Source organism: Mycolicibacterium fluoranthenivorans (genome assembly GCF_011758805.1).
GTDB classification, from domain to species: Bacteria; Actinomycetota; Actinomycetes; order Mycobacteriales; family Mycobacteriaceae; genus Mycobacterium; species Mycobacterium fluoranthenivorans.
In genome coordinates this window covers 143,301-155,260 of the sequence record NZ_JAANOW010000001.1, presented here as the reverse complement: position 1 = coordinate 155,260, position 11,960 = coordinate 143,301, and the positions used below count along the sequence as shown (strand labels likewise).

The 11,960-nt window shown below is 68.3% G+C and carries 10 protein-coding genes and 1 tRNA gene; 3 read left to right on the top strand and 8 right to left on the bottom strand.

Going from position 1 to position 11,960, the window contains the following annotated elements; all coding sequences use genetic code 11:
• Positions 1–140 precede the first annotated feature (140 nt).
• On the bottom strand, positions 141–422 hold the full coding sequence (crgA, locus tag FHU31_RS00795) for a cell division protein CrgA (protein ID WP_090359595.1): 282 nt from the start codon (positions 420–422) through the stop codon (positions 141–143).
• Positions 423–439: 17 nt separating this feature from the next.
• Between crgA and FHU31_RS00790 the strand changes: the two genes are divergently transcribed.
• Both FHU31_RS00790 and FHU31_RS00785 read left to right on the top strand, forming a co-directional pair.
• A complete protein-coding gene (locus FHU31_RS00790) occupies positions 440–1,249 on the top strand; it encodes a DUF881 domain-containing protein (protein WP_167154689.1) in 810 nt (269 codons plus the stop codon).
• A gap of 30 nt (positions 1,250–1,279) precedes the next feature.
• Positions 1,280–1,933: an aminodeoxychorismate/anthranilate synthase component II gene (locus tag FHU31_RS00785; protein ID WP_167154685.1), complete on the top strand. Its 654-nt coding sequence runs from the start codon at positions 1,280–1,282 to the stop codon at positions 1,931–1,933.
• Positions 1,934–2,017: 84 nt separating this feature from the next.
• Here FHU31_RS00785 and pknB read toward each other — a convergent pair whose 3' ends face one another.
• From pknB to FHU31_RS00750, 7 genes are all read right to left on the bottom strand, one after another.
• Complete coding sequence (pknB, locus tag FHU31_RS00780) at positions 2,018–3,829, bottom strand: Stk1 family PASTA domain-containing Ser/Thr kinase (RefSeq protein ID WP_409371212.1); 1,812 nt, start codon at positions 3,827–3,829, stop codon at positions 2,018–2,020.
• Between the two features lie 62 nt (positions 3,830–3,891).
• A complete protein-coding gene (locus FHU31_RS00775; RefSeq protein WP_090359600.1) occupies positions 3,892–5,091 on the bottom strand; it encodes a protein kinase domain-containing protein in 1,200 nt (399 codons plus the stop codon).
• Positions 5,088–6,563: a D,D-transpeptidase PbpA gene (pbpA, locus tag FHU31_RS00770; protein ID WP_167154682.1), complete on the bottom strand. Its 1,476-nt coding sequence runs from the start codon at positions 6,561–6,563 to the stop codon at positions 5,088–5,090. The genes FHU31_RS00775 and pbpA overlap by 4 nt, the downstream gene beginning before the upstream one ends.
• On the bottom strand, positions 6,560–7,969 hold the full coding sequence (locus tag FHU31_RS00765; protein WP_167154680.1) for a peptidoglycan glycosyltransferase RodA: 1,410 nt from the start codon (positions 7,967–7,969) through the stop codon (positions 6,560–6,562). The genes pbpA and FHU31_RS00765 overlap by 4 nt, the downstream gene beginning before the upstream one ends.
• Complete coding sequence (locus FHU31_RS00760) at positions 7,966–9,519, bottom strand: PP2C family protein-serine/threonine phosphatase (protein WP_167154677.1); 1,554 nt, start codon at positions 9,517–9,519, stop codon at positions 7,966–7,968. The genes FHU31_RS00765 and FHU31_RS00760 overlap by 4 nt, the downstream gene beginning before the upstream one ends.
• On the bottom strand, positions 9,516–9,983 hold the full coding sequence (locus FHU31_RS00755) for an FHA domain-containing protein FhaB/FipA (RefSeq protein WP_090359607.1): 468 nt from the start codon (positions 9,981–9,983) through the stop codon (positions 9,516–9,518). Before FHU31_RS00755 ends, FHU31_RS00760 begins: the two co-directional genes overlap by 4 nt.
• Positions 9,984–10,088: 105 nt before the next feature.
• Positions 10,089–11,510: an FHA domain-containing protein gene (locus FHU31_RS00750; protein WP_167154675.1), complete on the bottom strand. Its 1,422-nt coding sequence runs from the start codon at positions 11,508–11,510 to the stop codon at positions 10,089–10,091.
• A gap of 216 nt (positions 11,511–11,726) precedes the next feature.
• Between FHU31_RS00750 and FHU31_RS00745 the strand changes: the two genes are divergently transcribed.
• Positions 11,727–11,809 (top strand) — tRNA-Leu (locus FHU31_RS00745).
• The last annotated feature ends 151 nt before the right edge of the window (positions 11,810–11,960 follow it).

The window sequence follows — 11,960 nt, the reverse complement described above, 5'->3', positions numbered from 1 at the left end:
TCTCACCGTGCGGTTTGCAGTTATCCACAGGCGCTATCCCCAATGGGGATGAATAACAACGTTGTGATTGGATGACGCTGCGGTTGCGAGACGGGTAACACTCCGGAGCCAAAATGAATTCATTCCGGCGCGCTGCGGTCTCAGCGCCACCGCATGGTGAGCAACAGACCTGAGATCATGAAGGCAAAGGCGATCGCGTAGTTCCACGGACCGAGGTTCGCCATCCAATTCAGCCAGGTCGGAGCGTTCAGTCCGGTGGCTCCCAGCTGGAACACCAGCAGCCAGAACAGGCCGACGAGCATCAGCCCGACGAACAGCACCACAAACCACACGCTCGACGGCCCGGCCTTCACCTTGACCGGGGTCCGGCTCACCGGGTTGATGGTGAAGTCGTTCTTCTTGCGAACTTTGGACTTGGGCATGGTTACCTTTGGAGACGATGGGTGATGACGGCCGAAAATTCAACCCCGAGCCTAACGCAGCGCCTGCCCGCGTCGAGAATTCTGCGAGGTCGCGTTCGGCCTGGCGATTCGGTGTGCCGGTGGTCTGTCTGCTCGCCGGCCTGCTGCTGGCGACCACCCACGGGGTCTCGGCCGGAGGCGAGATCCGCCGCAGCGACGCCCCGCGGCTGGTCGATCTGGTGCGCGAGGCACAGAGCGGGGTGGATCGGCTCACCGCACAGCGGGACCGACTGGTATCGGCCGTCGACAATCATCATGGCGGCTCCCCCGGTGCCACGGCCGCCCTGCAGGCCATCACCCGGCGGTCCGATCAGCTGGCCGCGCAGGCCGGATTGAATCCGCTGCGTGGGCCCGGACTGGTGGTCACCCTCAACGATGCGCAACGCGACGCCGAGGGCCGCTTCCCCCGGGACGCCGCACCCGACGACCTGGTCGTCCACCAGCAGGACATCGTGGCGGTCCTCAACGCGCTGTGGAGCGCCGGTGCCGAAGGTATCCAGGTGCAGGACCAGCGCATCATCGGCACGTCCGCGCCGCGCTGCGTCGGCAACACCTTGCTGCTGGGCGGGCGCACCTACAGCCCGCCCTATGTCATCAGCGCGATCGGCGACGTGCCCGCCATGCAGGCCGCGCTGACCGCTGCCCCGCTGGTCACGCTGTACAAGCAGTACGCCGTGCGGTTCGGCCTCGGTTACACCGAGGTGCCCGGCTCGGCCGTCGAGCTGACCGGCTACTCCGCGCCGGTCCGGATGAAGTACGCCAAGCCGGCCGGGCCGCTCGGGTATTAACCGCTTTGCGTGCCCAAGTAGCCTGACCGCATGCAGGTTCTGGTCGTCGACAACTACGACAGCTTCGTGTTCAACCTGGTCCAGTACCTGGGCCAACTCGGCGTGCAGGCGCAGGTCTGGCGCAACGACGACGAGCGCCTGGCCGACCCCGGCAGCATCGCCGAGCAGTTCGACGGAATCCTGCTGTCCCCCGGCCCCGGAACCCCGGAGCGGGCCGGCGCGTCCATCCCGCTGGTGCACGCCGCCGCCGAAACCGGCACGCCGCTACTCGGGGTGTGTCTGGGGCACCAGGCCATCGGGGTGGCGTTCGGCGGCACCGTGGACCGGGCCCCGGAACTGCTGCACGGCAAGACGAGCCTGGTACATCATTCCAATGTCGGCGTGCTGCAAGGACTCCCGGATCCCTTTACCGCCACGCGCTACCACTCGCTGACCATCCTGCCGGAGACCAAACCCGATGTCCTGGAGGCCACCGGTCACACGGACAGCGGAGTGATCATGGCGGTCCGGCACACCGAGCTGCCGATCCACGGGGTGCAGTTCCACCCCGAGTCCATCCTCACCGAGGGCGGGCACCGGATGCTGGCCAACTGGCTGGGCTTCTGCGGCGCCGCCCCGGACGAGCAGCTGGTGGCCAAGCTCGAGCAGGAAGTCGCCGACACCGTCCGGAGGGCAGGAGCGTAGCGACCCGGGAAATAGGCTGCGCGGGCAGGAGCGTAGCGACCGGGGAAATAGGCTGCGCGGGCAGGAGCGTAGCGACCCGGGAAGCTACGAGGCGAAGCTCAGGGTGATCGAGTCGCCGTAGCCGACACCGCTACCCGGCGCCGGACTCTGTGTCACCACGGCGTTCGACCGCAGCCCGCTGTTGTCGACGTTGGCACCCTTGATCAGCACACCGGTCCACCCCAGTGCCCGTAGGTTCGGTTCCGCGTCCACCCAGAACTGACCTACCAAGTTCGGCATCGTGAACTGGTTGCCCAGGGACACCTTCAGCGTGACCGGCGCATCCAGCGGCACCACCGTGCCGGCGATCGGATCGGTGGCCACCACCTCCCCGGCCGGGCGCGGGCTGGCCACCGGAGCGGTCAGGATCGCGGTGAAGCCGAGGATCTTCAGGTTGGTCGTCGCGCCGTCGGCGGTCTGATTGGTGACATCGGGCAGGGCTTTGGTCTGCGGGCCGGTGCCCACCACGACGGTGATCTCGTTGGTGATCGCCGACGTCGAGTTCGCCGGCGGCACTGTACTGACCACCCGGTCCTTGAGCTCGGGCACCGAGGACGACGGGGCCTGTTTGAACTTGCCGAAGCCGGCGTCGGTGAGTTTGCGCACCGCGTCGGCGTAGCTGAGGCCGGACACGTCGGGCACCTCACGCTGCTCGGGTCCGGTCGAGACGTTGATGGTGATCTCGTCCCCTGCGCTCACCGAGGTGCTGGCATTCGGGTCGGTACCGATGACGTGATCCGGCGGAACCTTCGAGTCGGGGTTGCGCTGGACGTTGGTCTTGAAGCCGCGGTTCTGCAGTGTCGCGATGGCGTCGGCCGACGCCTGGCCGGCCACATCGGGGACCTGCACGTCGCGGGGCTTGCCGCCGATCGCGTTGATTGCGATGGTGACCACCACGGTCAGCACGGCCAGCACGGCGACGGCGATCAGCCAGCGCCCCACCGATCCCCCGCCCGAGGGCGGGTGGTAGGTGCCGGTGGCCGGGATGTGCTCGGTCGGCAACGCCCGGGCGTGCGGCTGGCTGATGGTCAGGATGTTGGTGCGCTCGGCGTCGGTGAGCACCTTGGGTGCCTCGGGCGCTTCGCCGCTGTGCACGCGGATCAGGTCGGTGCGCATCTCGGCCGCGGTCTGGTAGCGGTTCTCCGGATTCTTGGTGAGCGCCTTGAGCACGACTGCGTCGAGTTCCGGGGAGATGCCGGGGTGGCGCTTGGACGGCGGGTCGGCGTCCTCGCGGACATGCTGATAGGCCACGGCCACCGGCGAGTCACCGATGAAAGGTGGTTCCCCCGTGAGGATTTCGTACAGAACGCAGCCCAGGGAGTACACGTCGGAGCGGGCGTCGACGGGCTCGCCGCGGGCCTGCTCGGGGGACAGATACTGCGCTGTGCCGATCACGGCGGCGGTCTGGGTGACGCTGTTGCCGGTGTCGGCCAGGGCGCGGGCGATGCCGAAGTCCATCACCTTCACAGCGCCGTTCTTGCTGATCATGATGTTCGCGGGCTTGACGTCGCGGTGGATGATGCCGTGTTGATGGCTGAAGTTCAGGGCCTGGCAGGCGTCGGCGATGATCTCGATGGCGCGCTTGGGCTCCATCGGTCCGTCGGTGTGCACGATATCGCGCAGCGTCACCCCGTCGACGTACTCCATCACGATGTAGGGCAGCGGGCCGTTGGGGGTCTCCGCCTCCCCGGTGTCGTATACGGCGACGATGGCCGGGTGGTTCAGCGCGGCGGCATTCTGCGCCTCGCGGCGGAACCGCAGATAGAAACTCGGGTCGCGGGCCAGGTCGGCACGCAGCACCTTGACCGCGACATCCCGGTGCAACCGGACGTCGCGGGCGATGTGGACCTCGGACATCCCACCGAAGCCGAGGATCTCCCCGAGCTCGTAACGGTCCGACAGATGCTGAGGTGGGGTTGTCACGGTGACCCGCTGGGCGGCGCGCCGCTGGCCGGCGGCACGCCGATGACGGTGGTGCTGGTGGAGGTCTCCTGCTGCACCGGGCGGTCCTTCTTGTCCTGTGCGTTGAGCACGATCAGCACCGCGATGATGATGGCCAGCGCACCCAGCACCCCGGCGGCCCACAGCAGTGCGCGCTGACCGGGTGAGAAGGTACGGCGCGGCGGCGGCGTGCGGTGGCTACCCGTCACCGGGCGGGGCCGTGCGGCGGTCGGCGGAGGCCGGTACTCGGCGGCCGCGGCGGCCCGGGCCTGGGTGGTCGACGGGATGGCTGCGGGGGTGGCCCGGCCGATGGTGGGCGCGTGGTTGGGCCGCGGCGGCCGGCGCCCGGCGCGCACCGCGGCCACGGCGTCGGCGAACGGACCGCCCGAGCGGTACCGGTGGTTGGCTTCCTTGGCCAGGGTGATCTCGATGAGCTCGCGCACGTTGGGCGGCAGATCGGCGGGCAGCGGGGCGGGCTGCTCCTTGATGTGTTTCATGGCGACGGTGAGTGCGCCGTCGCCGGTGAACGGCCTTTTGCCGGAAAGGGATTCGTAGCCGACGACACCGAGTGAGTACACGTCGCTGGCGGCGGTGGCGTCGCGGCCCAGAGCCTGCTCCGGCGCGATGTACTGCGCGGTGCCCATCACCATGCCGGTCTGGGTGACCGGGGCTGCGTCGACGGCCTTGGCGATACCGAAGTCGGTCAACTTCACCTGGCCGGTCGGGGTGATCAGGATGTTGCCGGGCTTGACGTCGCGGTGCACCAGGCCCGCGGTGTGCGCGACCTGCAGGGCCCGGCCGGTCTGCTCGAGCATGTCCAGGGCGTGCCGCAGCGACAGCCGCCCGGTGCGTTTGATGACGGAGTTCAGCGGCTCCCCGTTGACCAGTTCCATCACCAGGTACGCGGTGCGGCCTTCGCCGGCCTCGATCTCGGTCTCGCCGTAGTCGTAGACGCTGGCGATGCCGGGGTGGTTGAGCATCGCGACGGTGCGCGCTTCACCGCGGAACCGGTCGACGAACTCGGAGTCCTCGGAGAACTCGGCCTTGAGGACCTTGATCGCCACCTGGCGGCCGAGCCGGGTGTCGAGTCCTTCCCACACCTGGCCCATACCGCCGGTCGCGATCAGACGCTGCAGCCGGTAACGGCCGGACAGCGTCACACCCACCCGGGCCGTCATGATGCCTCCCGCAGAGCAGCGGCGATGGTGGCCCGCCCGATGGGGGCAGCCACCGCACCGCCGGTGGCGGACAATCGGTCTCCCCCATTCTCCACAAGCACGGCGATGGCCACTTTGGGGGCCTGTGCCGGGGCGAATGCGATGTACCACGCGTGCGGCGGGGTGTTGCGGGGATCCGTGCCGTGCTCGGCGGTGCCCGTCTTCGATGCGATCTGCACGCCGGCGATGGCTCCCTTCTGCTGTGTCACCTGCTCGGCGCCGACCATCAGATCAGTAAGTGTAGCCGCGACCTGCGGCGACACAGCCCGCCTCAGCTCCTGCGGGGCAGTGGTGGCGATATTGGAGAGGTCCGGGCCCTTGAGGGCGTCGACCAGGTAGGGCGTCATGGTGACGCCGTCGTTGGCGATGGTGGCGGCCACCATCGCGTTCTGTAGCGGTGTCACCGCGACATCCTTCTGTCCGATGCTGGACATACCCAGCGCGGCGCCATCTTCGATGGGGCCGATGGTCGAATTGGCCACCTGCAGCGGGATCGGGGCCGGGGGTTCATCGAGTCCGAAGGACCGTGCGGTGGCACGCAGTTTGTCGGCCCCGGTGTTGATACCCAATTGCACGAAGGCGGTGTTGCAGGACCGCGCGAACGCTTCCCGCAGCGTGGCCGTCGGGCCGTTGCCGCAGGTCGATCCGCCGTAGTTCTCCAGCGTGGCGGTGCTGTCCGGTAACGGGATGCGCGACGCGGCGGTCAACTGGGTGTCCGGGGTGGAGCCGGCCGCCAACGCGGCCGCGGTGGTGATCACCTTGAACGTCGAACCCGGGGGGTAGGTTTCCGAGATCGCGCGGTTCACCAGTGGGGAATCCGGGTTGTCGCGCAGCCGTTGCCACGCCGCGGACTGCTCGCTGCCGTCGTGGCTGGCCAGCTCGTTGGGGTCGTACGACGGTGCGGACACCATCGCGAGGATCTTGCCGGTGGCGGGCTCGAGTGCCACCACGGACCCCTTGCACGGGCCGTCGCAGCCGCGCTGCATGGCGTCCCATGCGGCCTGCTGTACCTGGGGGTTGATCGTGGTCGACACATTGCCGCCGCGTGGGTCACGGCCGGTGAAGAAGTCGGCCAGGCGCCGTCCGAACAGGCGCTCGTCGGAGCCGTTGAGCACGGTGTCCTCGGCGCGCTCGAGCCCGGTGCTGGAGTACTGCAGCGAGTAGAAGCCGGTGACCGGTGCGTAGGTGAACGGGTTGGGGTACACGCGCAGGAACCGGAACCGGCCGTTGGTGGACACCGAGTAGGCCAGCAGCTGGCCGCCGGCCGAGATCTGGCCGCGCTGACGGGAGTATTCGTCGAGCAGCACCCGCTGGTTGCGGGGGTCGGCGCGGTAGCCGTCGGCAGCGAACACCTGGGTGAAGGTGGCGTTGGCGAGCAGCAGCACGATCAGCGCCATGATCGTGACGGAGAGACGACGCAGAGAGGTGTTCATGCCTTCGCGATCACCTCCGTGCTGGCGGCGGCGATCGGGGTGGGGTTCGGTCCGCGGCTGGCGGTGATCGGCCGCCGGGCGGCATGCGAGATCCGCATCAGGATGGCCAGCAGGATGTAGTTGGCCACCAGAGACGAACCGCCGTAGGACATCCACGGGGTGGTGAGGCCGGTCAGCGGGATCAGTTTGGTCACCCCGCCGACGACGATGAACAGCTGGATGCCCAAGGCGGACGCCAACCCCGCGGCAAGCAATTTGCCGAAGCTGTCACGCACGGCGACCGCGGTCCGCAGGCCCCGGATGATGACGATGGTGTAGAGCATCAGCACGCCGGCAAGGCCCACCAGGCCGAGCTCCTCGCCGATGGCCGCGATGATGAAATCCGTTGAGGCAGCGGGGACTGTGCCCGGCTGGCCGTTGCCGAGGCCGGTGCCGAAGATGCCCCCGGTGGCGAAGCTGAACAGGGATTGCACCATCTGGAACCCGGCGCCGTCGGGGTCGGCGAACGGGTCGATCCAGTTCTGCACCCGAACCCGGACATGACCGAAAAGCTGGTAGGCCACCACGCTTCCCAAGGCGAACAGCACGAGACCGATGAGCACCCAGGACAGCCGGCCGGTCGCCACGTAGACGAGCACCAGGAACGAGGTGTAGAGCAGCAGAGAGGTGCCGAGGTCCTTCTCGAAGACCATCACCCCCACCGAGGCGACCCAGGCCACCAGCAGGGGCGCCAGATCGCGCGGGCGGGGCAGATCCATTCCGAGAACGTGCTTTCCGGCACTGATGAACAGTTCGCGCTTGTCCACGAGTACGGCCGAGAAGAAGATCAGCAGCAGGATCTTGGAGAACTCCGCGGGCTGGATGGAGAAACCGGGGAACTGGATCCAGATCTTCGCGCCGTTCTGCTCGGAGAACCTCGAGGGCAGTAAGGCCGGAATCACAAGCAGCACAAGGCCGGTCAGTCCGCAGAGGTAGCCGTAGCGGGCCAGCACGCGGTGGTCGGGTACCGCGATCACGATCACCGAGAAGGCGACGACGCCGACGAGCGTCCACAGCATCTGCTGGTTGGCCGTCGGGCTGTCCGGGTTCATCGGTGCGGCGGCCAGGTCGAGGCGGTGAATCATGACCAGCCCCAAGCCATTCAGCAGCGCGACCACCGGAAGCAGCAGAGGGTCGGCATAGGGCGCGAATCGGCGGACGGCCAGGTGCGCGCCCGCGAACAGGGCCAGGTAGGCCACGGTGTACTGCAGCAGATCCCAGTTCAGGCCCTGCTCCTGATTGGCCTCCACGATGAGCAGTGCCACCGTGGTGATCACCGCGGCGAAGCCCAACAGCCCCAGTTCGGCGTTGCGCCGGTTGGGCAGCGGCGGCGTGACGGCGACGGGTGACTGGGGCGCGGTGGTCATGACGCCGTCCGGCAGGTGGTGCCCGGCTCCGGCGGTGAGGGAGGCAGGGCCGTGACGGTCGATGCCTGGGTGGGACTGGGACTGGGTGGGAGCGGCGTGGCGGTGGGCTGCGGTGTCGGAGCCGGGGTGGGAACGGGGGTGGATGCGGGTGCCGGTACAGGCGTGCTGCTCGTGGGCGCCACGGGTGTTCCCGAGGTGGTGGGAGCCGGTGCGACTGGCGAAGTGGGGGCAGGACTCGGCGTCGGGGTGGGCTTCGGCGTCGTCTTGGCTGTGGTCGCGGGCGGCGCGCAGATCGGCAGCAGCGAGCTGCGGGCCAGTTCGTTGATCTGGTTGATCGCGTCATCGAGCGTGCCGGCCGGCAATCCCGCGGTGACCTGGGCGCGCTCGGATTCCCGGATATCGTCGACGCCGAGCAGTGCGCAGTCCAGGTTGGTCTTGGACTGGCCGAAACTGATCAGCGACAACTCGTTTCGTTGGTTGAGGCAACCGACCAGAAACGGTTCCTGAAGTGAGAGCCCGAGAAACGAGCCCTGCACGCCGCGCATGATGGAGACGGTGCCGTCCTGCTCACCGACGTAATAGTTGTTGCGGATGATCTCCCGTGCGACCGCCAAGCCGGCCAGCACGATCAGCAACACCACGACTCCCGCGATCACCAGACGCCGCTTGGAGCGGTGTGCTTTTGGGAGTTCCTCCGGTGCGGTCAGTACCCTTTTCGGGGCGGTCCGGCGGGGGTTGAACGCCGATGCCCGTCCCGCCGAGGTGTTCGGCGGGAGGGTGTCGTCGTCCACCCCGGAGACCGCGCCGGCCAGGATCGGCTGGGTTTGGCCGTAGTCGTAGTCGACGACATCGGCCACCACCACGGTGACGTTGTCGGGGCCGCCGCCGCGAAGGGCCAGCTCGATCAGCCGGTCCGCGCTGTCGACCACATCCGGTATCTGCAGGGCCTCGTGGATGGTGTCGTGGCTGACCGGGTCGGACAATCCGTCCGAACAGAGCAGGTAGCGGTCGCCGACTCGGGCCTCGCGCACGATGAGCGTCGGTTCGACCTCATGGCCGGTGAGAGCCCGCATGATCAGTGATCGCTGCGGGTGGCTGTGCGCCTCTTCCGCGGTGATACGGCCCTCGTCCACCAGGGTCTGGACGAATGTGTCGTCCTTGGTGATCTGGCTCAGCTCGCCGTCGCGCAGCAGGTAGCCGCGGGAATCGCCGATGTGCACCAGGCCCAGTCGGCCGCCCGCGAACAGGATCGCGGTGAGCGTGGTGCCCATGCCCTCCAGCTCGGGATCGGCCTCCACATGGGCGGCGATGGCCGAGTTGCCCTCGTGCACCGCATCGTTGAGCTTTTTGAGCAGGTCGCCGCCGGGTTCGTCGTCGTCGAGATGAGCGAGTGCCGCGATCACCAGCTGCGAGGCGACCTCACCGGCGGCGTGGCCGCCCATCCCGTCGGCCAGCGCCAGCAGGCGTGCCCCGGCGTACACCGAATCCTCATTGTTCGCGCGGACCAGGCCGCGGTCGCTGCGTGCTGCGTAACGCAATACAAGTGTCACGGCCGCAACTCGATTACCGTCTTGCCGATTCGTACCGGCGTTCCCATCGGAACCCTTACCGCCGTCGTCACCTTCGCCCTGTCAAGGTATGTACCGTTGGTCGATCCTAGGTCCTCGACGTACCATTCCGAGCCCCGTGGGGACAGCCTGGCATGCCGTGTCGATGCGTAGTCGTCGGTGAGCACCAGGGTGGAGTCGTCCGCCCGGCCGATGAGCACCGGCTGGCTGCCCAGGGTGATGCGGGTGCCCGCCAGCGCGCCCTCCGTGACGATCATGTGCCGGGCGATGTGCAGGCGCTGCCTGTTGGGCAACAGCGAGCCCCGCAGGGCCAGCCCGCGCCGGACCATCACCGCCCCGGTTGGGGCGTAGATATCGGTGCGCAGAATGCGCAGCACCGACCAGATGAACAGCCACAGCAACAGCAGGAAACCGACCCTTGTCAGCTGCAGTACTAGCCCCTGCATCTGACGTCCTTCCCGCCTGGCCTATCGACTTTCGGCACCGTCACGATACTGGGGCGCTCGCGGGCTCGAGGGCCAAGCGGTGCGCCTCTCCCCAGCTCGGGGCGCTCAGTGGACGCGGACGATGATCTCGGAGTGGCCCAGCCGGATCACGTCTCCGTCGGCGAGCTGCCACTCCTGCACCGGCGCATTGTTCACCGTGGTGCCGTTGGTGGAGTTCAGATCCGACAGCAGCGCGATCTGACCGTCCCAGCGGATCTCCAGATGGCGGCGCGACACCCCGGTGTCCGGGAGGCGGAACTGGGCGTCTTGGCCGCGACCGATGACATTGGCGCCCTCACGCAGCTGGTACGTGCGGCCGCTGCCGTCGTCGAGCTGAAGCGTCACGGTGGCGGCGCCGGCGGCGTAACCGCCGTAGGCCCCGGCGGCCGGAGCTGCGGGCTCAGCGCCGTAAACCTGCCCGTAGTCCTGGCCGTAGCCCTGTCCGTATCCGTAGCCCTCCGGTTCGCCGTAGCCGGCGTCGGGGTAGCCCGGGGCGGCCGGCGGTTCGCCGTAGCGGCCGTAGTCGGGTGCCTGCGGGGCCGCGGGCGCGGCGTAGTCCTGGCGGCCGTAATCGGCGCGGCCGTAGCCCTGGTCCGGGTACGGCGGCTGCTCGTAGGACGGTGCCGGCGGAGCGGGCGGACGGCCGTAGCCCTCGTCCGGACGCGGCGGGGCCGGCGGGCGGCCGTAGTCGTACTCGCCGTAGCCCGGCGGCGGCGAGGCCGGCGGCTGCGGATATCCGGGCGGCGGCGGCTGGCGGTAACCCTGATCGGGGTAACCGGCGGGCGGCTGCTGGCCACCCTGCGGGCCGCCATAGCCGGCGGGCGGACGCTGCTCGTAGGACGGCTGGCCCGGCGGGGGCGGGTAACCCTGGTCTGGGTAACCGCCCTGGCGCGGCGGGTAGCCGCCCTGGTCAGGGTAGGCAGCCGGGTCTGGGCGCTCGGCGGCGTGGCCGGCGCGCGGCTCGTCCTGCTGGCGGTAGCGGTCGTCGTACTGGTCGTCGCCGGGCCGCCCCTGTCCCTGGCCGCGGTAGCTCGGGTTGTCGGTCATCGCTGGTACTCCTGGTTGTGCGGTGGACGGGCGGTCGTGCTGTGGTGGGACGGGCGTGCCGGCGGCCGAGTCGGGGTTCACCGCGCCGCGGGCACGAAACTGTCCGGTGTGCAGCGTCGATGAGGCCTCGAATCTGACGACCACATCACCATACGTTTGCCAACCCTGCTCATGAATAAAACCTTGCAGGTGCCGGGCAAAAGTCGTAGACGTCCGTTCCGGATCCGCGCTCACCTTCTGGTAGTCGGTGTCACTGAGCGTAATGATGTAGTCGTTGGGGGCCAAAATGCGGCCGCCGCCGACCGGCTGGGCGTGGGCCTCGGCTTCGCGGCGCAACAGGGCTTCGACCTCCTGCGGAACGATCGATCCGCCGAAGACCCGGGCGAAAGCGTCGCCGACACTCGACTCGAGGCGACGTTCGATACGGTCCGCCAGACCCATCTCACCGCCCCATCTGTTGTCGTCGTGCTGTGCCCCCGCGCATGGAGTGTCGCTCTGGCCACACTGCTCACACGCATGTTATCGGCCAAGTGCGCCGATGCGGGACCAACAGAACTCTGAGAATCACGTCACGCCAGGTCAGGGCGGGTGATCTTGATTCGGATCCAACGGTTTGGGTCCGGTGCCGGTGTGGTGATACGGTTGCGCGGTCAATCCGGGCGAGTGGCGGAATGGCAGACGCGCTGGCTTCAGGTGCCAGTGTCCTTCGGGACGTGGGGGTTCAAGTCCCCCTTCGCCCACAAAGAGGAGTTCAACGAACTCCAGGCGCAAAGGTCACGAACCAGAAATGGGTCGTGACCTTTGTGTTTGTGGTGCACATGCTGCCCGCTCTGAGACGAACCGGGGCGTGGGGACTTCAGATTGCAAATCCCGGTCGGTACAGCGAATCCG